Origin of the sequence: Paenibacillus algorifonticola (genome assembly GCF_000971975.1) — a bacterium.
In the GTDB taxonomy this organism is placed as follows: Bacteria; Bacillota; Bacilli; order Paenibacillales; family Paenibacillaceae; genus Pristimantibacillus; species Pristimantibacillus algorifonticola.
This window is the reverse complement of the sequence record NZ_LAQO01000025.1, coordinates 125423-149441: the sequence shown is the minus strand read 5'-3', so window position 1 is coordinate 149441 and position 24019 is coordinate 125423. Positions and strand designations below refer to the sequence as shown.

The window sequence follows — 24019 nt, the reverse complement described above, 5'->3', positions numbered from 1 at the left end:
AATCCGATGGTTAGGAGAGGTGTGCTTTCAGGTGGAGAAAGACAACAGGCAGGCTGAAGCGGGGAGGAAAGCACAGAACCTGCTAGCTCGCATGACGATCCCCGAAAAAATCGGCCAATTGATACAGCCCTTCGGCTGGAAATGCTATGAGAAGCAGGAAGATGGAAGCATTCGCCTGACAGACGAGTTCAAGGAGCAGCTGCGGCAAGGAGCCGTTGGTTCGCTGTATGGCGTGCTGCGCGCGGATCCTTGGACAGAAGTTACGCTTGCCACAGGACTGTCTCCCGAGCAAGGGGCCAGGGCGATCAATGAAATTCAGGAATATGCGATGCAGCATTCCCGCCTCGGGATTCCGGTGCTGTTCGGCGAGGAATGCTCGCATGGACATATGGCAATCGGAGCGACGGTATTTCCTGTACCGATCCTGCTTGGAAGCTCATGGAATGTAGAGCTGTACAAGGAGATGTGCCGTGCAGTAGCCATGGAAACCCGCAGTCAGGGAGGAGCCGTGACCTACTCCCCGGTGCTTGATGTTGTACGCGACCCTCGTTGGGGCCGAACAGAGGAATGCTTTGGCGAGGACCCCTATCTGATAGCCGAGTTTGCAGTTGCGGCAGTTGAAGGTCTGCAAGGCGACAATCTCGCCGACGAGAACAGCCTGCTTGCAACGCTCAAGCATTTTGCAGGTTATGGCAGCACAGAGGGCGGGCGCAATGCGCAGCCGGCGCATATGGGGCTGCGCGAGCTGCATGAGGTCGATTTGCTGCCTTTCCGCAAGGCGGTTGAGGCCGGAGCGCGCTCCGTTATGACGGCTTACAATGAAATTGACGGCATACCATGCACGAGCAGTCCTTATCTGCTTAACGAGGTGCTGCGGCAGGAGTGGGGATTTGACGGTTTTGTCATTACCGATTGCGGTGCGCTGGGGATGCTTGTGTATGGACATAATGTCGCAGCCAGCGGCGAGGAAGCGGTCAAGCTGGCGTTGGAGTCTGGAACGGACATGGAGATGTCGGGTGAAATGTTCAGTAAACATCTGCTGAGCGCTATCGAACAGGGGCTATTGAGCGAAGAGACGCTGAACAAAGCGGTTCTGAGAGTGCTGCGCTTGAAGTTTGAGCTGGGATTGTTTGATCGCCCCACGGTCGATCCAGTAAGGGCGGCGCAGGTCATCGGCAGTCTGGAGCACAAGCAGCTGGCTCGAAAAATGGCGGCTGAAGGTATTGTGCTGCTGAAAAATGAGCGGCAAACGTTGCCGCTGAACAAGAATATCGGCAAGGTTGCTGTGATTGGTCCCAATGCCAATGCTCCATATAATCAATTGGGAGACTATACCTCGCCTCAGGAGGATGGCAAAATAGCTACTCTTCTGGACGGTGTACGGGCTGCTTTGGGCGGAGAGCGGGAACGCGTTCTGTATGCTCCCGGCTGCCGCATCAAGGAAGAGGCGCGGGAAGGCTTCGCAACGGCTATCGACTGTGCGCGGCAGGCTGATGCCGTCATTGTGGCGATCGGAGGCTCAAGCGCCCGGGACTTTGGCGAGGGAACCATCGATCTGGTGACGGGAGCGGCTGTTGTGACCGACAATGCTCAGAGCGAAATGGAGTGCGGGGAAGGCATTGACAGAATGACGCTAAACCTGCTCGGCTCACAGCTGGAGCTGGTGAAGGAATTGCGCAAGCTGGACAAGCCGCTTATCGTCGTTTATATAAACGGCCGTCCGATTGTGGAGCCGTGGATAGTCGACCATGCCGATGCGATTGTTGAGGCCTGGTATCCGGGACAAGAGGGTGGGCATGCTCTCGCTGATATTTTGTTTGGGGTCGTTAATCCGTCCGGCAAACTGACAGTGAGCATTCCTAGGCATGTGGGACAATTGCCAGTCTACTATTACAAGCGCCGTACACGAGGCAAACGTTATTTGGAAATGGACTTTGAAGCGCAATATCCATTCGGCTACGGCCTCAGCTATACAAGCTTTGAATATTCACAGCTGCGGATCGAGGATGCAGGCGCAGACGAAGAAGGCTATGCCGCAGCGGTGGTGGACGTGCGCAACAGCGGCCAAATGGCGGGGCAAGAGGTTGTGCAGCTATATATTACGGATCATGCCGCCTCGGTTACGCGCCCTCAAAGACTGCTCAAGGGCTTCCGCAAAATTTGGCTGGAACCGGGAGAAAGCAAGCAGGTGCGCTTCGTCATTGGAAGAGAACAGCTGGAGTTTGTCGGCCAGCAACTGCAGCGAGTAGTCGAGGACGGAGATTTTACAATTATGATCGGCTCCAGCAGCCTGCATAATCTGGAGGTGCCGCTGCGCATCAGCCCGGAGGGGAGATTATCTTGAAATCATTCCATCGTTTTGTACGCTGGCTGGAGCAGCGGCAATGGCTGGAGCAAATACAGCTGACTCATTGGCAGCTGAAGAAGCTGCGCTACATTGAGCCTGGTGTCTATGAGCCTATTTCGGAAGGCTGGGCTTTGACTGATCTTGCCCAGCTTAATGAAGGGCACGGCACAACCTACATGCTGCGCCAACAGGCTGCCCTGCCTGAAGGGTGGCAAGCTGGAGAAGCCGCCCTTCTGTATTATGGCGGCGGCGAAGGCTTGCTGCGACTGGGGGGATCGCCCTATCACGGTCTGGACAACAATCATTGGTTTGTGCCGCTGCCGAAGTCTTATCAACCAGGCGACGAACTGGATATGGAGATTGAGCTGTATGATCCAATCCCCGAGCCGGTAGATCCACTTAACCGGCAATCCAGACAAAAGCCGCCGATCAGCGGCGTTTCGGTTTCGCTGGTACAGGTCAATTGGCCGGTATACGAGCTGCTGCATACCGTTCGCGCGGTACAGGAAGCTGCTGCACTGCTCTCGGAAGGGAGTTTGCAGCGTTCACGGCTTGTCGAAGCATTGGAGGCAGCTATTGCCAGTTTGTATGAGCCGGGCGGTGACTCCTCCATTAATCCTTCCGCTTGCCGGCATGCGGAGGCAGAGCTGAGAAAGGCAGCGGAGGATGCGCAGCAAGCGTACGGCAATAACGGCACGATGCATATGGTTGGCCAATCGCATATCGATATTGCCTGGTTATGGCCGATTAAGGAAACCGTCCGCAAGGCCAGCCGCACCTTCTCCACCATCTGCGCGCTGATGGATCGTTATCCGGACTTTTATTATGCGCAAAGCCAGCCCATACTGTATGCATTCGTTAAGCAGAACTACCCGGAGCTGTATGAAAACATTAAGATGCGAATTGCCGAAGGACGCTGGGAGCTTGTAGGCGGCATGTGGGTTGAGCCGGATTTGAATATTCCAAGCGGCGAGTCGCTTGTTCGCCAAATTTTGATCGGGCAAAGGTTCTATGAGGAGGAGTTCGGTCGGCGCTCTACTATTGAGTGGCTTCCCGATACCTTCGGCTACTGCGCGTCGCTTCCGCAGCTGCTTAAGCAGGCCGGCATCGATTATTTCATGACGACCAAGCTGGGTTGGAACGATACGAATGAATTCCCGCATACGCTGTTCAACTGGGTTGGCATTGACGGAACCAGCATTGTAGCCTATCAGAATCACGGTTTGAACGAGCATACTCGTCCGCAGGATGTGCAGGAGCATTGGCAGGACTATAAAGAGAAGGACCGGCACGACGAGCTGATGCTGCTGTATGGCCACGGTGACGGGGGCGGCGGAGTCACGCATGAAATGCTGGAGTACATCGAGCGCTCCGCCTGTATCCCCGGCCAGCCGCAGGCGAAATATTCGACCGCGCGACAGTTTTTTGACGGTATACGCAGTAGCGGTATCAAGCTGCCCAATTGGCATGGCGACTTATATTTGGAGCTGCACCGGGGTACCTACACAACACATGCGAAGAACAAGCGAAGCAACCGACAGGCCGAGCAGCTTTATCGCGCTGCCGAAGTGTGGCTAAGCCTCTCCGGCATGCAGGACCCGCAGCACCAAAGTCAAGCCGGGAAGCGGCTGGAGGAAGGCTGGAAGCTGCTGCTGCTTAATCAATTTCATGATATTATTCCAGGCACCTCCATTCCGGAGGTGTACGAAACCTCGGCCAAGCAGTATGAGGAGATTATGAGGCTGGGCAATGCCGCCCTAGAGGAAGCAATGGGGATGCTGGCCGGCCGAATGCAAACGGAAAGCGAGGAAGCGGCCTACGTTGCTTTCAATAGCCTTGGCTGGGCCAGGGATGGAATGGTATATATTCCGCTCCAGCCGGGAATGGAACAGCTGGCGGCTTATGATGCGAATGGCGAGCTGCCATGTCGCTTAGAAGCCCCGCTGCAGCCGGGAGAAGCCGGGCAGCTTGCTGTGCAGACGGGAACGATTCCTGCATTCGGCTGTAAAACGTTCTGGCTGCGTCCGGTGAAGGGTGTTCCTCAGGCTGTGCGGTCTGATGTGGAACCATACATCGTTCAACACATCGCTGAGCGGTCCGGGCAAGCCGACAAGCCTCCAACAGGCAGCAAAGGCATCGGCGTATTTGAAACCGATTATTATACGATTGAACTGGATGCGCAAGGGCTTATCAGCCGCTTGTACGACAAGAATTGCGATCGCGAGCTGCTGCAGGCAGGGAGGCTCGGCAACGAATTACAGCTATTCCATGATACGCCGCTGCTTTGGGATGCGTGGGATATTGCGCCTGATTATGAGAGCAAGCGCGCAGACGCGCAGCAGTTGATGGGCTGGCGCATGCTGGAGCATAACATGGACCGTATCGTAATCGAGCTGAATTGGCAGCTGAGCCAGTCGTGGATCAGGCAGCAGATGATTATCCCGATTCATGACCGCTGCATCGAGTTCCGTACTTATGTCGATTGGCAGGAGAATCATAAGCTGCTTAAGGTTGCCTTCCCACTCGGGATGGTAAGCGGCAAAGCGACCTATGAAATTCCGTTTGGGGCATTGGAGCGTACAACCCATCGCAACACAAGCTGGGAGCAGGCGCAATATGAGGTATGCGGCCACCGCTGGGCAGATTTGTCCGAGCATGGATATGGCGTAAGCCTGTTGAATGATTGCAAGTACGGCTATGACATCAAGGACGCCGTACTGCGGCTGTCGCTGCTGCGTGCGCCGAGCTGGCCGGACGCGGCAGCCGATCGGGGCGAGCATGTGTTCACTTATGCGCTATATCCTCATGAAGGCAGCTGGCAGCAGGCCCAAACGGTTCGTGTGGCAGCAGGGCTCAATGAGCCGTTGCGGGCGATTAAGGCGAATTCGGCTTCCAACACCGATACCGCTTCCGATACGGTCAAGGAAAGCCTGGGTTTCGAGCATTCCTGGATTGATTTGGCAAGCGATCAGGTCATTCTGGATACGGTCAAGCCTGCGGAGGACGGATCAGGCATTGTGCTGCGGCTGTATGAAGCGGCAGGCGGCCGCTCGGAAGCTGTCATTGGGTTATCCGGGAAGCTGCTCGCCGCCGGTGAGCGCTTTGCCGCCGCAGAAGTCAATATTCTAGAGGATCGACTGGCGGATTTGACCATGAGCGGGGGCAGGCTGCGGCTCAGCTTCAATCCCTTTGAAATCAAAACGATTAAAATAACGACATCATTATGACTCGGCGTCCTCCCGGAAAGCTGTGCTGCACACATGCCGCCCAGTGGAGAGGGAAAGCCGTGGCAGGAGGAGAACGAACATGCAAATTACGAGGCATCCGAACAACCCGATCGTTGTGCCGGGAGGATATGACTGGCGGAAGGTAACGGTTTTTAATCCGGCTGTGATTATGGATAACGATAAATTTTATATGATCGAAAGAACGGCGGAGTCGCTTACACCGTGCAAAAACTTTTTGGGCTTGCTGGAAAGCGAAGATGGCGTGAATTTCACCCATGTGAAGGACGAGCCGATTGTAACGCCGGATATGCTCGGCTTTCCTTATGGCAGCGTACAGGACCCGCGTCTGGTCAAGATTGATGGCACCTTCTATCTGAACTATGCGCTTCGCCCGTGCGCGATGAGCTATTATCCGACCGGCGCTGGCGTGCCTGCCAGATCCATTCCCGAGTACCCTGATGGATGGGGGGAGCAGGAAGGCCACTGGCTGACTCGCTCATCCATTCTCAAATCGCAAAATTTGCTGGATTGGGAGTTTGTCGCCGACACCACGCCGCTGGATATTAACGATCGCGACAATATTTTGTTCCCCGAGAAAATCAATGGCAAGTTCGTCCTGCTTCGCCGCCCAGAGGAATATGTCGGCGAGCAGTACGGGACAGAAAAAGCGGCCATGTGGATTACTTATTCCGAGGATCTGATCCATTGGGAGGAGCCGAAGCTGCTTATCAAGGGGGAAAATCCGGAATGGGAGTCCCGCAAAATCGGCGGCTCCACACCTCCGATCAAGACTGACAAGGGTTGGCTAGTGCTGTATCATGGCGTGGACGAGGAGATTGTGTACCGCGTTGGTGCAGTTCTGCTCGATCTGGAAAACCCGGAAAAGGTGATCGCGCGTACCCGTCATTTTATTATGGAGCCGGAAGCTTATTATGAAAAGTTCGGCTTTCAAATTCCTAACGTAATTTTCCCGACGGGCAATGTCGTCAAGGATGGACTGTTATACATTTATTATGGCGTGACCGACACGGCGATTGCGCTGGCCACAGTGCCGCTGGATGATTTGGTAGAGTATATTCTGAACGAGCCGGCGCAATAACAGGATAGTAGGGGCAAGTGATCCGGCAGTTGCCATTCACTTGCCCCTGGTCTGTTTGGGCGTCTAATAGGAAGGGGTGTTGCTCTGACAATGCTGCTTGCGGAACTGCCCCGGGGTTAGCCCACTGTCCTTCTTGAACTTGCGGATAAAGTTGGGGGCATCCAGATAGCCTACCCGCTCGATAATAATTTGAAGCGGATCGTTGGTAGAAACAAGCAGCCTTTTCACTTCGTTCATGCGCAGCAGCCAAATATAATGCGTAAAATTCATGCCCGTTTTTTCTTTGAAGCTGCGGCTAAGATAAGAGGTCGATACAGAAAAACGCAGGGCAATATGCTCCAGGCTCAGCGTATAATCAGCATAGTTCTGATCGACGTAGGCAACTAGATCATTAATTAATGAGGGCTGGCTGGTTTCCGTCTGATGGTTGACCTGCCTGCAAACCTCGCCGGCTAGCATGGCCAGCTTGCTCTCGAATTCCTCCAGCGTGTCGAAGGAAGTAAGCGCAGGCACACGGCCAAACACGCCCTGCATGCCCAAATCAGCTGCGACCCGTAAAATAGTGTTGAGTATGTCGAAGCATATAAGACGCAAGATGGGGACGGAAAGCGACTCCTGCTTAATTTCCTGTACCATGCCGGCCAGCATGGACTGCGCTAGCGGCTCGTTGCCCTGCTTCAGGCTCTGCTCCAGTTTAAGAATCGTTTTTTTGGACAGCCAGAATGTTTCCTGCGACACGGCCTGCTCATTCTGGAGCTGGTCAAAGAAGGTAATGGCCGGCTCTCCCGGCTTTCGATAATCAAGAGCGGTGGAGGCCTCGATAAAGGATTGGTTGATCTTTGACAAGCTGGGATAAATCGTGCCCACTCCTATATGCGGCAGCGTATCTGTCTGCTCCTGCAGCATCGCCCGAATGTCTCCAAAAAGGCGGTTAATCGTAACCTCCTGCTGCTCGGGGCTTTGGTCCGGGAGCAGCACCATAAGTGCAAAGCGGTCGCGGACGGAAAACTCGACGCCGTACACTTGAACGCCCAGCTCCGGAAATGATAGTTGGCTGAGCAGCTCCAAATGCAGCATATGATCCGGCTGCCCCGACTCGTCTTCAGGCGGAGAGTCCCATGAGAGCACAGCCGAGAAGTAAGCTCCTCCGGCATCCGGCGGCTCAAGACCCGTTTCCTTGATCATTCGTTCGATCTCGGGATCGTTCGGTTTGCCGTGCTTCAGCAGCAGCATCAGGCACTGATTGCGGACGAACGGCGTCTGCCAGTGAATACGCGCCTTATAATCGCGGAAGGTCTGGGTGATCCATTCCCATTCGTTGCGTACTTTGAGCGTTTCATCGCGGCCGCCCGTTTGCAGCCGGGCAAAGTCAATCAGATTTTTGATCGGATGATACTGGCGTCTCGCTAAAATAATGGCCGCCACAATACCGGTTAGAGCCGCGATAGCAAATACAAGCATAATCAACGTCTTGATGTGAACCACACTCTCAAAAAACTGGTAGGTCGGCATAGTGGTAGCGTAGCTCCAGCCGTTTTCGGTGGATTTGACCGCAACGACGGATTGCGCTTCCCCGTCCAGACGGATGCTGTGTATGCCTGTCTCCAACTGTGCAATGTCGGCCAGCGCTTCGCTTGAGAGCGAGGTGCCGTTCGTATTGGAGGTCAGCACCTCGCCGGTGGGGGACAGAATGTAGCTGTTGCCCTTGTACTGATTGAGTATGGTGTCCATCAGACCGGTAAGCTTGGCTTCCTTGAGCAAGAACATGACCGCGCCATATGGGTAAGGGTCATTGGGCTTGATCGGGATGAGCAAGGTAAGCAGAGCTTCCTCCCTTGAATAAATAGAGACAGGCTCGGCGGGACGAATGAGTGGAGCATCGGATTCGTTAAGCGCTTTCATTAAGCTCGCGCTGCTCCAATTATGATATTTGTAAACTCGGTTGAAGAGGGTTGATGGACTGGTCATGCCTTCGTAGGAATAGATTTCATTCCTGTCATGGTAATAGAGAAAGAGTTGCTCAACAATGCTGCTGTTGGCTGTGTAGCTGGCGAGCGTGTTAATGCCTTCCCGACTATGATAGGGATCGCTCATCATGTAGGGAGTTAAATGCTCGTCATAGGATATGCGGCTGGCGATTTCGTAGAGATCGGACATATGCCCATCGATCGTCAGTTTGACCTGCGTCAATTGATTGAGATTGGCCCGTTCAATTTCAGAGCGCAAATTGTAGGCTGCATTTTCATAAATAAAGATCGTTACGACTGTAAGCGGAACCAGAAACATGACAATGTATGAAGCCGCATATTTGAACAAAAGGCGCGACTTGTATTGGCTCCAATATTTGCTAATGTACTGAGTCAGTGTATTTGCTTTTATTTTGAAATAACGCACAAGAACGCCCCTTTTTCTTCATCCTTTGTAAACATTATAACGTTATATTTATTTTGATGCTAGATTGTGTTAAGCTGTTTTTGAAAAAAAATTAGGCAGTAGCTTTTCGAAAGGGCATCTGGTTGATGAGCAAGAGAGGGGCAGAGATGAAGTGAAGGATTTTATTTTGCACAATGTCAGGCTATTGTCAGGCGAGAAGGTGGCGATTGTAGTCAGCGGCGGGCGGATAATTGATATAGCGCCGCAGCTCCCGGCAGATGCGGCAGGTTGCAGAATGGATGGCAGGGAGGCCTACGTTTCCAGCGGCTGGATTGACTTGCACGTTCACGCGGATGCCGGGTTGGAGCCGTACGGAGATGAAATCGACGAGATTGGCGTAGCTCAAGGCGTTGCTACCATTGTGGATGCGGGGAGCTGCGGAGCCGATCGCATCGGCAGTCTCCATGCGGAAAGCCAGAAAGCGCAGACCCATGTGCTTGCCCTGCTGAATGTATCGCATATCGGCCTAACGCGTACGGATGAGCTCTCGCAGCTGGCCTGGTTAAATGAACAGCTGCTGCGTGAAGCGACGGAGCGGTATGGCGACTTTATCGTGGGCCTGAAGGCGAGAGTCAGCAGCAGCGTAGTCAAAGAGCAGGGAATTGAACCGCTGCGACTGGCTCGCGGCTTCGCTGACCGCCTGGACTTGCCTCTCATGCTGCACATCGGCTCGGGGCCGCCATCCATCACGGAGATTTTACCTTATTTGCGCGGCAATGATGTGATTACACATGCTTTCAACGGCAAGGCCAACGGCTTGTTTGACGAGCAGGGGAGAGCGATTCCCGAGCTTGTCGCCGCAATGGAGCGCGGAGTGCTGCTGGATGTCGGCCATGGCACGGCAAGCTTCTCGTTCAAGGTGGCGGAGCGGGCACGCGCGGCAGGGATTGCGCCGGATACGATAAGTACGGATATCTATCGCGGCAACCGGCTGCATGGGCCTGTGTACAGCATGGCGCATACGCTTGATAAATTTCTTCTCCTTGGCTACTCGCTTGAAGAAACCATTGCACGGGTGACAAGCCGCCCGGCAAGCTGGCTGAAGCGTCCGGAGCTTGGTCGGATACAGAAGGGTGACCTAGCTAATTTAACGATTTTTTCAGTACATGAAGAAAAGGTGCCGCTGACGGACTCGGAGGGAGAGACTCGTCTGGGGATGCAGCATATTAGGCCGGAAGGGGTAGTTGTAAATGGCAATTACATTGCAATCTAAATATGGTCTTAAGCGAGTGGTGAATGCCAGCGGACGCATGAGCATACTTGGCGTATCCGCTCCGACGGATAGCGTGATGGAGGCGATGAAGCAAGGCGGGCAAAGTTATGTTGAAATCGCAGAGCTGGTAAAGCGTTCCGGCGAGCATGTCGCTTCAGTTATGGGGGCCGAGGGAGCGGTCGTCGTTAATTCGGCTTCAAGCGGCATCGCGCTGTCTGTTGCGGCTGTAGTAACAAGAGGATCGGAGCGTGCCGCCCTCCGGCTTCATCAGGATTCCATACTGAAAAATGAAATCATTATGTTCAAGGGCCACAATGTCCAATACGGGGTGCCGGTTGAAACGATGATTTATTTAGGTGGCGGGCGGCTGGTGGAGGTCGGCTACGCAAACGAAGGGCGAGCGGACCATCTCGAGCAGGCGATTGGCGAGCGTACCGCAGCTATCCTGTTTGTCAAATCTCATCATTGCGTGCAAAAAAATATGATTAGCCTGGCGGAAGCGCAGCAAGTAGCCAAGCGTCATGGGATACCGCTCATTGTGGATGCAGCGGCGGCGGAGGATATGTATAGCTACGTCAAGCTTGCGGATCTGGTCATCTACAGCGGCTCCAAGGCCATAGAAGGCCCAACCTCGGGTATTGTGGCAGGACGCAGGCCTTATGTGGATTGGGTGCGCATGCAGCTTCACGGAATCGGGCGCAGCATGAAGGTGGGCAAGGAGGTTATTTTTGGACTGCTGGCCGCGCTTGATGAATATGTGGTCAAGGAGGATAAAAGCGAGCAGGAGAAGCAGGCTCTTGAGCAGCTGATGGTGCTGTCGGATTTGCCGGGAGTGTCTGTTGCTATCGTACAGGATGAGGCTGGACGTTCCATCTTCAGAGGCAGGATTCGGCTGGATGCGTCTGTCGCGGGCATCAGCGCGGGCGAGGCGAACGATCAGCTTCGTGAAGGGGAAATTGCGGTATATACGCGGGATTATGGCGTGCGTCAAGGTTATTTTGATTTGGACCCGCGCTCCCTTCAGGGAGATGATCTTGCGGTTATCATTGAGCGGATACAACAAATTGTAGGAGGGGCTGCAAATGTCTAAGCTGGAGAAACGCCTTTACAAAAACAGGGTGGCACTTAATGTGCTGACAGGATCATTGGAAAATACAAAGCAGGTTTTCGCTGCGGCTGAAGGACATGTCGTGGTCGGGATTTTATCGAAAAGCTATCGTACGGTCGAAGCGGCTGTGGAGGCCATGCGTGCCCATGGGTCGCATATTGAGGACGCTGTATCCATTGGACTGGGAGCAGGGGATAACCGCCAGGCTGCGGTTGTGGCGGAGATTGTAAGGGAATATGAGGGCGCGCACATCAATCAGATTTTCCCTGCTGTAGGGGCTACCAGAGCTAACCTCAGGGAGCACGCGGGCTGGATCAATGCGCTGGTATCTCCATGCGGCAAGGCGGGCTACGTCAATATTTCAACTGGTGTCCACAGTGCGCCACTGGAACAGAAGGCGATTGTGCCTGTAGAAGCGGCCATTGCGCTGGTGCGTGATATGGGCGGAAATGCCTTGAAGTATTATCCGATGCATGGGCTGCGCTACGAGGAGGAATATCGTGCTGTGGCTGCGGCCTGCGCCGAGGCGGGATTTGCGCTTGAGCCTACAGGCGGCATTGTTTTGGACAATTTTGCTGCTATATTGGAAATTGCGCTGAAGGCCGGTGTGCCTCAAGTCATTCCGCATGTGTATACTTCGATTATTGACTCGGCTACTGGCGAAACAAGACCTGAACAGGTGAGGCAGCTGCTAGGCTCTCTCAAGCAATTGGTAGATAAGTATGAATAAAATTGCTGCGTTCGGCGAGGTCATGATGAGGCTTGAAACGCCTGGCTACAGTACGCTTGCGCAGGAAAATCAGCTTAAATATTCCTTCTCGGGCAGCGGCGTCAATGTGCTTTCGGCTTTGTCCCGGTTTGGCCATGAGGCGTATCTCATTTCCGCATTGCCAGACAATGCGCTGGGAGAGGCGGCCGTAGCCAATCTGCGCAAGCTGGGATTGTCCACCCGCCATATTATGCGCTCGGGACAGTACGTGGGCATGTACTTCTTGGAGAAGGGGTTTGGCGCAAGGGCAAGCAAGGTAACGTATACGGACCGTTTGGGCAGCAGCTTCAATACGGCTTCGTTTGGCGATGAGCAGTTGGCGGCAGCCGTCGCAGAGGTGGATGTACTCCACTTTTGCGGCATTACGCTGGCGATGAACGATCAGGTGCGCAGTCATATGCTGCATCTTGCCCGAGAAGCCAAGCGACAGGGGCGGAAGATTGTATTTGATTGTAATTATCGGCCGACGCTATGGGGAAAGGATGGCTATGAGCGCGCAAAATCCCATTACGAGCAGCTGCTGCAGCTTGCGGATGTGGTCATGATGAACGAAAAGGATGCGATGCTTGTGCTGGGCATGCCGACAGCGGCGCTCGAGCGGGAGCAGCAGTTGAAGGAGTTGCTTCCGGCAGTGGCGAAACAATATGATATCCAGACTATTGCGGGCACTCATCGCCGCATTAACGGGGACAATACGCATTCGCTAAAGGGATATATTTTCAGCAAGGAGCGTCTTATTATGGGCAGAGAGCATAGCTTCTCTGTTCATGATCGAGTTGGTGCGGGCGATGCTTATGCCAGCGGTATTATAGACGGCCTGCTGCGCGGGCTTCCTTTGGAGCAGGTGGTTGAATTTGCGGCGGCTGCTGCAAGGCTGGCCCATACGATTCAAGGAGATACGCCGCTGTCGACGCGCGAAGATATTGAGAAGGCTGTCCATAACGAGACAGGTGATGTGGAAAGGTAGGGGACATCTGGTGTCCATTTCGCGAAAAAAGGGTCCGCTCTATTTGCAAATCAAAAAAATTATAAAGGATCGGATCATGCACGGCGTGTACCCGCTTGGGACTAACATCCCTGCGGAGCCGCAGCTGGAGCAGGAGTTTCAGGTAAGCAAGATGACGGTGCGCAATGCGATTCGCGAGCTGTCCACCGAAGGCTATGTTGAAAAAAAGAGCGGGGTAGGCACAATCGTGCTGCGCAATACGTCGCCTTCCAAATTATCCAAGGGCAAGCGCTTCACGGAGCTGCTGGTGGAACAAGGGCATCGCATGGAGAAACGGCTGCTCGGAGCAGGGATGGTCAATACGCAGGCAGACTCTGAACTGCTGGAGCTGTTTGGCGAGAGCTGTCAGCGTATTGACCGGCTGTATTTGCTGGATGAGCAGCCTTATATTCATTTTCAGCATTATATTACGCCGAGCGTGGGCCTGGTGCAGGCCGAAAACGTTGAAGGAGCCTTATTTTCCTCCTTGTATGAATGGCTGGAGGAGAAAAAAATCGCGCTGGAGAGCTTCCATGATCGCTTTCTGGTAGAGGCGGCAGCGGCGGAGAGCGCGGTCATTCTCAGGCTGGAGCCGGGAACGCCTGTGCTCAAACGGCTGCGGCGCTCTCATGATGGCGAAGGCAACCTCATCGAATACAGCATCGGGATTTACAACACTCAGCTGCACCCCTATTTGGTCAGCTACGACGCTTGAATAGAAGAGGGAGCAAGCAGATGTTCCATATATTGAACAGCAAGCTTGCTGCGCAAGGAAGAGCTATCGTAAAGCACATTTGCTTTGCGAGAGCTCTTCTTTTTTATATGACGGAAAGTTGTCCTGGGTGCTAGTGCGAAGGGTCTCTTTTTTATGGTGTAAATTTCTAAATTTGCTATACTGAAAGGGATTGGAAGATTATTCATGCATAGTAAAAAGATTAAAACAGAAGTTATTGAAGCTTTTTTTGTTGAGACATTACATTTTGAACTAACCAGTCGATTGAAGTTTTCTAAAGTGATTTTTGGTGAGTTAGTTACTGCAAAAGGCATTTCTGCCAATCAGAATGGAAACTATGCTTTTGATACATTAGATGATGTTAAGGAAATAAATTTAATTTATGGCCCTTAAGGAGCTATTAAAAAGAGATAATGCAAAGCCGTATAGCCATTCTGATACCGTGCAGCATTTTGGAGGGATAAATAAATGGGGATGGATTTTACAGCTTATCAGGCTCATTACTTGGATCAAGCGGGTATACATCAGTTTTTTGAAGATTTGACTCAGACGGAGTTGCATTTTCCTGCAATCCATACCTTTATTCAAGAAATTATACGACAAAATCCAACAGATAATAGAGAGTGGCGACTCTTCTTTGATGATTCAACTGCGACCCACGTTATTAGCGGGCCAGGCGGATTTGGTTTAACTTTATCGGAAAAAGTATGTCTTTTTGATCATTTTATAAGATGGGGAGCATTCTTAGTAAATCATAAAGCACAACTAGTTTTACGAAATGTTTGCTATGAGCTTAAAGCTTTTTTTAAATCGTCATATGTTATTTATGTGCCCGACAATGCCGCTATGGAATCTGTCATTATGGATTTCTTATGGAAAGATCAAAATCGGGATATTGGATACATGAAAGATTGGCTATTGAAGAACTGCGGAATGCCTAAGGATAAAATTAGAGCTATTTATAAAAATCAAGGACAGTCTTGGGTGTCTGATGGATACTATATCGATTATTTTCAAGATTTTAAAAGCTTATAGAAGAATACAGTAAACCAGACGACTTGATTAGTATCTCTATTATTGGAATCATACTTAGTAACAGCACGAGTATGGGCATGAGAGCGGTAAAGATGATCAATTTTAAGGCTAACTGAATCATTCGGGTTATACCGTCAACAGAAAAATTCGGTACAATATTATATAAAAACAAGAAACAGAAATATGATAAGGGGCAATTGAAGGAAGCCCAGCGCTTCGACTAATGGCTCATATTTGGAGCATAAGGAGCTTTTATGGACATTGAAATCAATGTTTTTCTCATCATAGGCATATTTATTGTGCTGGCAGCGGGGTTTGTTCAAGGATTAACCAGCTTCGGTTTCGCGTTAGTTACAATGCCTTTTTTAGTGAAAATGATTCCGCTGCAAGAGGTCGTTCCGATCGTTGTCATCCTCAGTTTATGCACAAATATTATCGTACTCCTAAATAGTTGGCAGCATGTTGCGATTCGGAAAATCTGGATATTAATCCTTTCCAGCCTATTGGCTGCACCGCTGGGAACCTTTTTGCTCGTCTATCTCAGTGCAGACCTTCTAAAAGGATTTACGGGAATCGTAATCATTGCTTTTGCCGGCCTATTGCTATCTGGAAAGTCCTTTCCCATTCGTAATGATAAAATCGCTTTTATACCTATCGGTATGACAAGTGGATTGTTAAATGGAAGCATCTCGCTCAGCGGCCCTCCGGTTGCTTTGTTTTTGTCCAATCAGGGATACAGCAAAAATGAATTTAGAGCCAACATAACGGTTTACGGCGTTATTTTAAACATGATCACAATAGGTACATTTTTTTATAGCGGCCTGCTGACTCCAAAAGTGATGATGTACACATCGCTATTTGTCCCAAGCGTTTTAATCGGTGTTTTCATTGGCATCATAGCGATCAAAAGACTAGACGACCAGTTGTTTAAAAAATTGACCTTGTGGCTAATCATCCTCTCGGGGGTGTGGACGATTCTGGGTTCGTTGAAGCTCGTGTAGGGCCTATGAAATCATTAGCATGTTAAGTGAAATTAATGCAGGAATTGTTTTAATCAGGAGGCTAGGGATGCTTAGATTAATCAGATATTTTCTGGCGGGAATTGGTTTCCCGTTATCCATCTATCAAAAAATAACAGAAATCAATGATTTAAAGACGATCGTAATGCCTGGCAGACAAATTAATGTAGGTGGTCAAACTCTTCATGCTCATGTTGTTGGTCAAGGGCAAAGCACAATTGTTTTTGATTCAGGCTTAGGCAGCTTTTCGCTAGATTGGATTCATATTCAAGAGCAGTTGAAAGATCAGGCGGTCACCGTCAGTTATGATAGAGCGGGCTATGGATGGAGCCAGAAATCAAAACGCAACAAATGGAGTGGGGAAATCGTCGAGGATTTGAGGCAGAAAACTCGTATCATAACATACATTTTGAGAGACCTGATATTATAGTGGAAACAATTAGAGAATTGATTGGGAAGTTTGAATTTCACATAGCATAAAAAAACTAGAGGAGCACTCAATGATGAACATGGACAATATATACTGAATAACCGATATTCCTGATTATTCGCCTCAGATCAGTCGACTGATTTCCATGATGAATTATGCAAGATTTACTACACTAGAGGCAGTGAAAGATTTGTCGAAGGATCAGCTTGATTTTTTACTGGATTCTGAAAGCAATTCAATTGGTGCTTTATTATTACACTTTGCAGCTGTTGAATATGCCTATCAGGTAGAGACATTTGAAAAAAGAGAGTTAAATGAAGAAGAAATTAGAGTTTGGGGCGCTGCACTTGATTTAGGTAAAGAAGGACAAGAAAAGATAAAAGGGAATGACTTAATATTTTATCTGACTAAAATGGAGCAAGTAAGAAATAGAACACTTGATTTTTTGAAATCAGTTAATGATGACTGGCTATATATTGAGGAACAATTTTGGTACAACAAACAAGCAAACCATTATTTTATGTGGTTTCATGTATTTGAAGATGAAATCAATCATAGGGGCCAAATCAGAATGATTAGAAAAAGATTGAGTGTATAACGAAGAAGATTGAACTTCACCTAATAAAGTATCTACACTGTAGGCTTTGTCCTTAGTTCGTGGATACAACAACGTAATTTTAAATTACTCGAAGGCGGGAAGAACAATGACTATAAAACAAACAATTGAGTTCATTGATCAAGAACTTTCACAAACGCTGAATGATTACTCTGTATGGTTTAATATAGGCCCAGAACTAATTAACTATAGACCTAATATAGGATGGAGTATTGAGCAGATACTTGAACATGTTACTTTGACCAATCATTATTTATTAATTCTGATTCGTAAAGGTAATAAAAAAGCTAAAGAACAATCTTTAAAAGTCGACCTGAATCAAGCAGTTTCTAATTATCAATATAATTTAGGGGAACTTGAGAAGATTGCAGAGCACAAATCTTTTAAGTGGATACGACCGGAGCATATGGAACCGAACAGTGATAAGACAGTAGATGAAGTTAAAGCATTATTAGAAGAGCAGATCATGGAATGCAAGGAAATACTTGAAGAAATCCCAAACGGTGAAGGAATCTTATATAAGACTACAATGACGGTAAATGATCTAGGAAAGATAGATGTTTATCAATATATATATTTTTTATGTCAGCATGCAAAACGTCACATTACACAAATGCAAGGTGTGAAAGAAGAATTTAGTAGGTTAAAGGAAGCCGATCGGCTTGAGATGACTACTTATGAGTTATGATCTAACTTTATTGGTTCCTAATATAAAAGAAATTAATATTAATGATTGGATCAAGGATATGGAAAAGCTAAATACAAAAATCGAGATTCATCCAGAATTTTCTTTCAAAGATCACAATGGGTTCTTACCTTTTAAGGTCCTTGTGACAGATTGTCTGAATGAATCATTAAACAGCATATATTTACTTTCTGGGTTCGAGTTATCAGTTCATGATCAAGTATCGGAAATTTCTTGGATTGATAAAATAATGAACAGAAAAAAAGAAAATAATAAGGCACTTATTATCTCAGTAAGTGCAAATGACAGTTTTGAAATGCGCTTAGCTTGGTATTCCGCTGCAGTGATTGCAAATAGACATAACGGGAAGATTAAAGATCATCAAGAAGGAACTATAATAAAAGGAGAACGGCTTATTGAAGAAGCTAAAAAAATAGTACAGAAATATGAAGAGTCAATAGCAGCAGACAATTGGAAGTCCCATGAGTTCAAAGAATGGTTGTAGTGGTTCGAGGAAGGCGATTACTTTAAGCATATTTGTTTTCTGAGCCATTATTAATTCTTGTAGCACATGATTAAAATTGCACATAAAAAAGGATGAAAGTACATGTCGACTAAGGGCTTTACGCACTGTCTTCAAATTTTTCCAAGCTCTGATATGAACAAAACAACAGCCTTTTATGAATTACTTGGATTCAGAGCAGTTCGTTATCTTGAATCAGAGGAACCACATATTTGTTTATATAGGGATCAAATAGAAATCGTTTTAACAAAATCGACTAAAGAATATATCGTACCTAATCGAGAAATTCATGGTTATGGATATGATGCTTATTTTATAACAAATAACCAAGAGGAAATGGAGAATGAGTTTAGAACATTAGGAGTTAAGATCGTTCGACCTTTGTCATCGACGGACTATAACAATAAGGAATTTGTATTTGAAGATATAGATAGAAGATGGATTGCTGTTGGGAACAAACAGTAAGGGGTGGGCAATGGATAAGAATATTCGAGCTAGTCATTCAAATAAGCTTTCTGGCTATGAACAAGTATTAGATTATCTTCAACAATTGGAACATCCCTTAAAGACAGAGATTGAAGAGGTTCGTAAAATAATATTAGGTATTAATGATCAAGTATCAGAACATATAAAATGGAATGCGCCGAGTTTTTGCATGAATAATCAAGATAGAATAACCTTCAACTTCCGTGTCAAAGAAGGATTTCGCCTTGTTTTTCATTGTGGTTCCAAGAAAACAACATACGAGAATAAAGGTCCCCTCTTTAAAGATGAAACCGAACTATTAGACTGGGTTACGGGTGATAGAGCAACAATACACATTACATCTGCAAGTGATTTTGAAGATAAACGAAATAAATTAATAGAAGTGGCAACCAAATGGATAGAGGTCACAAAAAATATTTGAAATGCAAAGGGTATGAAGGGCGGAAATCACTTGATTACGGTTAAGACTCATATTGAGATCTCTGCACCTATTCAGGTTTGTTTTGACTTAGCAAGAGATATTGACATACATACAAAAACAGTCTGGAAACATACAAAAGAAAAAGCCATTATGGGAGCTGCCTCAGAACCGATCGGATTAGGTCAAACCGTAACTTTTGAAGCTACTCATTTCTTAGTAAGGCAAAGGCTGAGTTCGAAAATTACGGAATATCAGGAACCTTTTTTATTTGTCGATGAAATGCAAAAGGGAGCGTTTAAAAGCTTAAGGCATGTGCACGAATTCAAACAACTAGTTGGAAAGACTTTAATGACGGATACATTGTATTTTGAAGCCCCATTTGGGATGATTGGAAAAGCAGTTGAAAGACTTATACTTAAGAAATATATGCAAAAGTTTTTAGAGCATCGAAATCAACAATTAAAGATATTGATCGAAGAACGTTAGGTGAAATCTCTGCAAGTAACAACAAGGAGAAAACATGAAAACAATAAATGACCTACAAACGAGACTATCAAGTCGCTTTGATGAAAGTGATCCTGATCAGGATGGAAATAAAAACACTAAATTTGCTGATTTCATTATTGATGGTAGATCGCTCTATCAAATGCTCAAAAAGCATGATATGGTTCCGGCTCTAGGGTGGGGAAGCGAAGAGAATCAAAGGCAAATGATTGATTATTTTCTACTGAAAAAACAACACGAATATATGTATTCTAGATACCCGATACTAGTCTGCCCTTGGTGCGGGGATGAAGAATGTGGCTTTATCTCCGTTAGAATAGAAAGGGAAGATGATTTTGTTATATGGAAAGACTTCAGAAAAGAGCCGGACAATCAATGTATTCATCTAGGGCCTTATTACTTTAAGTGGGATAAATATGAGAAAGCCATTAATGATACTTTTGGAACCGCAGGAATTCAATAATATTTATGTTAGTAATTCGAAGAGGGAAGGCACTTTACCTAACAACGTATTCACACTGCGGGCCTACGGCCCTTGGTCCATCAGAAGATAAATCGGAGAAGTGGAGTCAATCGGACGACCACTGCGAGCTCAACGCTAATGACCCGTTCTATACGGTCTCTTAAAGCTCTCGGATTCGTGAATACCAGAACATCATGAGAAATCCGTTAATTCCCTATAAATCATATAGATTGAATCAAGAGGTGCTAATTAATGAGCGAATTCAGTGATAGCTATCATATGAAATCCAATCACAGAGAAAATGCAGTCAAACTTATCGAAAATTCAGGTAATAAAGGGTTTGTATTTGAAGAAGCTAATGGATGGGTTACTTTTCTAATTGAGGGTCCGGCTTATGACATTAATGAATCTGTAATGTCATGGAATCCAGGATTAATCGTTCATTATATGTATGCGGAAGATCATGGCTGGGAATTGAGAATATTTAATAAAGATGAAATTGTATTTGAATACAAATGTGATTGGACAGACGAAATATCCACTGAGAAAGAGATATTTGATATTGATATTATTAAAGAATTAATTGTGCAACAAGGAAATCCCATAAGTAATTTAGAAGAACTCTTTGATTTAAGGGATTTTGATTATGAAGAATCGCCCGCCTATAAATTAGCTGAATTAATAGGATTAGTAAATTACGAATGGGTTTCTGCTGATTATTTCAGTAAAGATGAATTGAATGAAAGAGTAATTTTTGTGGATTAATCGGAGGAGAATGGTCTTTACATTATCCCTTATTCACACTGCGAAGCATTCGCTGCTTGGTCTGTGGAGATATTCGAGGAAGCTAAATCAGCAGACAACCGTGTACTGACTACCCAGTTGCTAACGCTCCATAAGCCAGTGAAGGTTCGTAAATACCAGAATGTAATATGAAACCGTCTAAGAGCTCTTATGAATTTCCGAAAGAATGTGTGAAATGAATCCTTATCTATATGGTGAAATTATACCAAGTACAAGTATTGGTGAGTATCGTCTTGGGATTAAATTAAATGAACTTTTGAATGGTATAGATGTTGAATACACCTTAAAGAAAAGCAGAAGCAACACATTTACTCATGTAGTTGATATTGAGGGAATGTCATTTTTCTTTGATTTTTCAACAGAACTACTAATTCAAATCACAGTCTCATCAGGTTATAAAGGAAAATATAAAGGATTAATTGGAATCGGATCAATTTTAATAGAATATAAGGACCAAATATCATATCAATTAGATAAAGAAGATAATGACTGCGGTTTGTTTTTACCTAATGCACCAGGTATGTGGATACAAACTGCAAAATGGGGTGACGATAACGCACCTATCGAATTAATTAGTGTAAACAAGATACATAAGAATTGGTGATAGCTGATCCATTAAAGATCCAGCTTCATTCAACACCATATTTCGATTTCGATCCACATGCCATCTATCAGGCAAGAGCAAGATGAGGTCTCGGTGAGGTAATCAGACCGGAAAAGATTGTTTTGATATACCCGTAGGAAGGTGATTGCTATGTGCAGATATGGCATGTATGGACCATATAAAGATATCTATGCTTGTTTTAGCTGTAGAAAAGTATTCAAGCAAACATCCGATCAAGAACTAAGCAAAGCCGAAATAGGGAATAGAGATTATAAATGTCCGCAATGCAGCGAAATAATGAAGGATATGGGGCATGACTTTCAAGCTCCTAAAAAAGACGATATTAAGCAATGGATGAAAGTAGAGATTTTATATCGTAATGGATTTACTTATCACTCATGCGGCTGCGGTGGTCCAGGCTACAGAGCCGCAACGTTATCCGAAGTGGAACAATTTTTGGAGAAAAATAGAGTGTTTAAGTCCGCTGGAGAAGCATTATTAAACCAATTAACGATGAAGCAATAAAATATAGAGGCGAGGTAAGCACACCATTGATAAACGAATTAAAACAATGGGCAATTAAATATGACATTGAAAAAATAAGCCTTGCTAGCTTCTGGTTGAGCTTCAACAATTACATAGAAGAAGATTCATCTGAATTTCGGGAAGTATTTGGCGACGATTTTGACCATGCATTTTTAACCGTTAACATGGAAAGTGTAGCTCTATTCCTAGATAAGTGGAATGAAACAAAAGATAACGAGCTCCTATCGTACGGCTTTGATTATGTTGTATCCTATATTCCTATTGTATATAAAACTAAAAAGATCGGATTATATAAACTGCTTTTCACACTGGAAGGCGAAGTGTTTGACGATTTCTTTATTCTCGAATAAGGTTAATTAATATATCAAAAAAGAAAGGGTGAGCAGCCATGTTATGCATTTCTGTCGAAAATATTCAAACGCTCAATAATAAAAATAAACCAACGAACGAAAAGGATGGTTCTTGATTGAAAATTAAAAATAGCAGCAATGTTCCTGTACGATTTTTCATTAATGACGATATGAAGCTTGAAAAAAATGCGTTGGCAGAGCTTGATCAGCTCCTGACGGTAAATGAATCGGTCGAAACGCTGAAGCAGCACCAGACCGGCTATTTTTCCAATGCGGATGCCAAGATCGAAGAGGTTTCGATTACGCCGGACTTCCATAAAGGAAGCGGCATTCCGATCGGCACAACCCTCCTTACAAAAGGCTTCGTCATTCCCCAAGCTGTAGGCAACGATATTAACTGCGGCATGCGGCTGTACACGACTTCGCTTCAGGAGGACGACATTCGTTCTAATCTCAAAAAAATCGAAGCCGACATTCGCCATATCTTCTTCGAAGGCGGCCGCAACATCCCGATGACAAGGTCGCAGCGCGAAGCGATTCTCAAAGAAGGCTTAATGGGTGTTTTGGCATCGCAGCAAGGGAGCAAACGCGAAGGCCTATGGGATTTTTATGATGCGAGGCAGCAAGAGCAAGACCTTGCCAGAGTAAACCGATCCGGCTCGTTCATTACTGACCGTGTAGACGGCCTGGACAGTTTTCTCGGCAGCTCTGAGCTTTCCTACGATAGCCAGATTGGATCGATTGGCGGCGGGAACCATTTTGTAGAGATACAAAAGGTAGTCAATATACGCAACCATGCCTTGGCTAACGAGTGGAATATTAAGAACGGCCAAGTGGTTGTGATGATTCATACGGGCTCCGTCTCGATTGGACACCATGCAGGTCTAAATATAAAGGAAATGCTGAAAGACATTTATCCTGCATCATTAAAGCATCCAAGCAATGGCATCTATGTGCTTCCGCAATCTGAGCGGTATGCGCTGCAATGGAAGCGTTATTGGAATCTCCTTCATAATGCCGCCAATTTTGCTTTTGCGAATCGCTTGTTTTTGGGACTCATGCTGCAAAAAGCATTGCATCAAAGTCTGAATTCATTCGATTATAAATTGCTGTACGATGCGCCGCATAACTTTGTTTGGGAAGAGACGATTGATGGTAGCGCGGGCTTTATCCACCGCAAAGGGGCCTGCACAGCGAAGTCGGCAGAACAAATGATGAACACGCCTTTCCAATATACGGGGGAGCCTGTATTCATCCCGGGATCGATGGGCGCAAAAAGCTATATCCTTGCAGGACTCGGAAATCGGGAGAGCCTGTTCAGTGCCAGCCATGGCGCGGGCAGAAGCCTTTCCCGAGGCGACTCGATCAAGGTGGATGATGCTTTATTCCGTGAATTTATTGCCAAGTTTAATGTGGTCACGCCGATTGATCCGAATCGCAATGATATTAAATCGAGGCCGGATATTTTGAAGAAATGGGAAGAGGAATTAAAGAAAGAAGCTCCTTATGCTTACAAGGATATCAATGCCATTATTGAATCCCATGAAGAACACGGCATGGCCCAAGTCGTAGCCGAAGTAGAACCGATTTTAACGATTAAAGGTTAATCAACCGTGTAA

25 protein-coding genes are annotated in these 24019 nt (G+C 47.0%); 24 read left to right on the top strand and 1 reads right to left on the bottom strand.

Annotated elements, in window-relative coordinates; genetic code table 11:
• Positions 1-91 precede the first annotated feature (91 nt).
• From WH37_RS25115 to WH37_RS25105, 3 genes are all read left to right on the top strand, one after another.
• Positions 92-2344, top strand: a complete 2253-nt coding sequence (locus WH37_RS25115) for a glycoside hydrolase family 3 N-terminal domain-containing protein (RefSeq protein ID WP_063838042.1) — start codon at positions 92-94, stop codon at positions 2342-2344.
• A complete protein-coding gene (locus WH37_RS25110; protein WP_046233366.1) occupies positions 2341-5574 on the top strand; it encodes an alpha-mannosidase in 3234 nt (1077 codons plus the stop codon). Before WH37_RS25115 ends, WH37_RS25110 begins: the two co-directional genes overlap by 4 nt.
• A 79-nt stretch (positions 5575-5653) precedes the next feature.
• A complete protein-coding gene (locus WH37_RS25105; RefSeq protein WP_046233365.1) occupies positions 5654-6673 on the top strand; it encodes a glycoside hydrolase family 130 protein in 1020 nt (339 codons plus the stop codon).
• A gap of 63 nt (positions 6674-6736) precedes the next feature.
• On the opposite strand, the gene WH37_RS25100 is transcribed toward WH37_RS25105, so the two are convergent.
• Complete coding sequence (locus tag WH37_RS25100) at positions 6737-9067, bottom strand: helix-turn-helix domain-containing protein (RefSeq protein WP_082110996.1); 2331 nt, start codon at positions 9065-9067, stop codon at positions 6737-6739.
• Positions 9068-9218: 151 nt separating this feature from the next.
• Here WH37_RS25100 and WH37_RS25095 point away from each other — a divergent pair, with 151 nt between their 5' ends.
• The 21 genes from WH37_RS25095 (at position 9219) to WH37_RS24995 (ending at position 24007) form a co-directional block, all read left to right on the top strand.
• Positions 9219-10319 (top strand): amidohydrolase/deacetylase family metallohydrolase, encoded by a 1101-nt coding sequence (locus WH37_RS25095; protein WP_046233364.1) that lies wholly within the window; start codon positions 9219-9221, stop codon positions 10317-10319.
• On the top strand, positions 10297-11409 hold the full coding sequence (locus WH37_RS25090) for a DgaE family pyridoxal phosphate-dependent ammonia lyase (protein WP_046233363.1): 1113 nt from the start codon (positions 10297-10299) through the stop codon (positions 11407-11409). Before WH37_RS25095 ends, WH37_RS25090 begins: the two co-directional genes overlap by 23 nt.
• Complete coding sequence (gene dagF / locus WH37_RS25085; protein WP_046233362.1) at positions 11402-12157, top strand: 2-dehydro-3-deoxy-phosphogluconate aldolase; 756 nt, start codon at positions 11402-11404, stop codon at positions 12155-12157. Before WH37_RS25090 ends, dagF begins: the two co-directional genes overlap by 8 nt.
• On the top strand, positions 12150-13163 hold the full coding sequence (locus WH37_RS25080; RefSeq protein ID WP_046233361.1) for a sugar kinase: 1014 nt from the start codon (positions 12150-12152) through the stop codon (positions 13161-13163). The genes dagF and WH37_RS25080 overlap by 8 nt, the downstream gene beginning before the upstream one ends.
• Before the next feature lie 10 nt (positions 13164-13173).
• Entirely contained in the window at positions 13174-13896 is a 723-nt protein-coding gene (locus tag WH37_RS25075; protein WP_046233360.1) for a GntR family transcriptional regulator, read from the top strand.
• 204 nt (positions 13897-14100) lie between these two features.
• Complete coding sequence (locus WH37_RS25070) at positions 14101-14307, top strand: hypothetical protein (protein ID WP_046233359.1); 207 nt, start codon at positions 14101-14103, stop codon at positions 14305-14307.
• 75 nt (positions 14308-14382) lie between these two features.
• Entirely contained in the window at positions 14383-14949 is a 567-nt protein-coding gene (locus WH37_RS25065) for a hypothetical protein (RefSeq protein WP_046233358.1), read from the top strand.
• 254 nt (positions 14950-15203) lie between these two features.
• Positions 15204-15950, top strand: coding sequence for a sulfite exporter TauE/SafE family protein (locus tag WH37_RS25060; RefSeq protein WP_046233357.1), 747 nt, complete (start codon positions 15204-15206; stop codon positions 15948-15950).
• A gap of 67 nt (positions 15951-16017) precedes the next feature.
• Entirely contained in the window at positions 16018-16398 is a 381-nt protein-coding gene (locus WH37_RS25055; RefSeq protein ID WP_046233356.1) for an alpha/beta fold hydrolase, read from the top strand.
• Positions 16399-16543: 145 nt separating this feature from the next.
• The gene (locus WH37_RS25050) at positions 16544-16996 is read left to right on the top strand and encodes a DinB family protein (RefSeq protein ID WP_046233355.1); all 453 of its coding nucleotides are present in this window, start codon (positions 16544-16546) and stop codon (positions 16994-16996) included.
• Positions 16997-17102: 106 nt separating this feature from the next.
• A complete protein-coding gene (locus WH37_RS25045; RefSeq protein WP_046233354.1) occupies positions 17103-17702 on the top strand; it encodes a DinB family protein in 600 nt (199 codons plus the stop codon).
• Positions 17692-18204 (top strand): hypothetical protein, encoded by a 513-nt coding sequence (locus WH37_RS25040; RefSeq protein ID WP_046233353.1) that lies wholly within the window; start codon positions 17692-17694, stop codon positions 18202-18204. The genes WH37_RS25045 and WH37_RS25040 overlap by 11 nt, the downstream gene beginning before the upstream one ends.
• Before the next feature lie 102 nt (positions 18205-18306).
• Complete coding sequence (locus tag WH37_RS25035; RefSeq protein WP_046233352.1) at positions 18307-18687, top strand: VOC family protein; 381 nt, start codon at positions 18307-18309, stop codon at positions 18685-18687.
• A 10-nt stretch (positions 18688-18697) separates the two neighbouring features.
• Positions 18698-19129, top strand: coding sequence for a DUF1801 domain-containing protein (locus tag WH37_RS25030; RefSeq protein WP_046233351.1), 432 nt, complete (start codon positions 18698-18700; stop codon positions 19127-19129).
• 30 nt (positions 19130-19159) lie between these two features.
• Positions 19160-19615: an SRPBCC family protein gene (locus WH37_RS25025; RefSeq protein ID WP_046233403.1), complete on the top strand. Its 456-nt coding sequence runs from the start codon at positions 19160-19162 to the stop codon at positions 19613-19615.
• Between the two features lie 34 nt (positions 19616-19649).
• Positions 19650-20096, top strand: a complete 447-nt coding sequence (locus WH37_RS25020) for a hypothetical protein (protein ID WP_046233350.1) — start codon at positions 19650-19652, stop codon at positions 20094-20096.
• A 252-nt stretch (positions 20097-20348) separates the two neighbouring features.
• Positions 20349-20861: a hypothetical protein gene (locus WH37_RS25015; RefSeq protein ID WP_046233349.1), complete on the top strand. Its 513-nt coding sequence runs from the start codon at positions 20349-20351 to the stop codon at positions 20859-20861.
• Between the two features lie 214 nt (positions 20862-21075).
• On the top strand, positions 21076-21504 hold the full coding sequence (locus tag WH37_RS25010; RefSeq protein ID WP_046233348.1) for a hypothetical protein: 429 nt from the start codon (positions 21076-21078) through the stop codon (positions 21502-21504).
• A gap of 150 nt (positions 21505-21654) precedes the next feature.
• Positions 21655-22029, top strand: a complete 375-nt coding sequence (locus WH37_RS25005) for a hypothetical protein (protein ID WP_046233347.1) — start codon at positions 21655-21657, stop codon at positions 22027-22029.
• A gap of 26 nt (positions 22030-22055) precedes the next feature.
• The gene (locus tag WH37_RS25000; protein WP_052737199.1) at positions 22056-22400 is read left to right on the top strand and encodes a hypothetical protein; all 345 of its coding nucleotides are present in this window, start codon (positions 22056-22058) and stop codon (positions 22398-22400) included.
• Between the two features lie 116 nt (positions 22401-22516).
• Positions 22517-24007 carry an RtcB family protein gene (locus WH37_RS24995; RefSeq protein WP_231594356.1) on the top strand — a complete coding sequence of 497 codons (1491 nt, stop codon included), beginning with the start codon at positions 22517-22519 and terminating at the stop codon, positions 24005-24007.
• Positions 24008-24019: the final 12 nt, after the last annotated feature.

Excerpts from the sequence above, each read along its gene's own strand:
- WH37_RS25115 (WP_063838042.1), top strand. The coding sequence starts at position 92 with ATGACGATCCCCGAAAAAATCGGCCAATTGATACAGCCCTTCGGCTGG.
- WH37_RS25105 (WP_046233365.1), top strand. The coding sequence starts at position 5,654 with ATGCAAATTACGAGGCATCCGAACAACCCGATCGTTGTGCCGGGAGGA.
- WH37_RS25090 (WP_046233363.1), top strand. The coding sequence starts at position 10,297 with ATGGCAATTACATTGCAATCTAAATATGGTCTTAAGCGAGTGGTGAAT.
- dagF (WP_046233362.1), top strand. The coding sequence starts at position 11,402 with ATGTCTAAGCTGGAGAAACGCCTTTACAAAAACAGGGTGGCACTTAAT.
- WH37_RS25080 (WP_046233361.1), top strand. The coding sequence starts at position 12,150 with ATGAATAAAATTGCTGCGTTCGGCGAGGTCATGATGAGGCTTGAAACG.
- WH37_RS25070 (WP_046233359.1), top strand. The coding sequence starts at position 14,101 with ATGCATAGTAAAAAGATTAAAACAGAAGTTATTGAAGCTTTTTTTGTT.
- WH37_RS25065 (WP_046233358.1), top strand. The coding sequence starts at position 14,383 with ATGGGGATGGATTTTACAGCTTATCAGGCTCATTACTTGGATCAAGCG.
- WH37_RS25060 (WP_046233357.1), top strand. The coding sequence starts at position 15,204 with ATGGACATTGAAATCAATGTTTTTCTCATCATAGGCATATTTATTGTG.
- WH37_RS25055 (WP_046233356.1), top strand. The coding sequence starts at position 16,018 with ATGCTTAGATTAATCAGATATTTTCTGGCGGGAATTGGTTTCCCGTTA.
- WH37_RS25050 (WP_046233355.1), top strand. The coding sequence starts at position 16,544 with ATGATGAATTATGCAAGATTTACTACACTAGAGGCAGTGAAAGATTTG.
- WH37_RS25045 (WP_046233354.1), top strand. The coding sequence starts at position 17,103 with ATGACTATAAAACAAACAATTGAGTTCATTGATCAAGAACTTTCACAA.
- WH37_RS25040 (WP_046233353.1), top strand. The coding sequence starts at position 17,692 with ATGAGTTATGATCTAACTTTATTGGTTCCTAATATAAAAGAAATTAAT.
- WH37_RS25035 (WP_046233352.1), top strand. The coding sequence starts at position 18,307 with ATGTCGACTAAGGGCTTTACGCACTGTCTTCAAATTTTTCCAAGCTCT.
- WH37_RS25030 (WP_046233351.1), top strand. The coding sequence starts at position 18,698 with ATGGATAAGAATATTCGAGCTAGTCATTCAAATAAGCTTTCTGGCTAT.
- WH37_RS25020 (WP_046233350.1), top strand. The coding sequence starts at position 19,650 with ATGAAAACAATAAATGACCTACAAACGAGACTATCAAGTCGCTTTGAT.
- WH37_RS25015 (WP_046233349.1), top strand. The coding sequence starts at position 20,349 with ATGAGCGAATTCAGTGATAGCTATCATATGAAATCCAATCACAGAGAA.
- WH37_RS25010 (WP_046233348.1), top strand. The coding sequence starts at position 21,076 with ATGAATCCTTATCTATATGGTGAAATTATACCAAGTACAAGTATTGGT.
- WH37_RS25005 (WP_046233347.1), top strand. The coding sequence starts at position 21,655 with ATGTGCAGATATGGCATGTATGGACCATATAAAGATATCTATGCTTGT.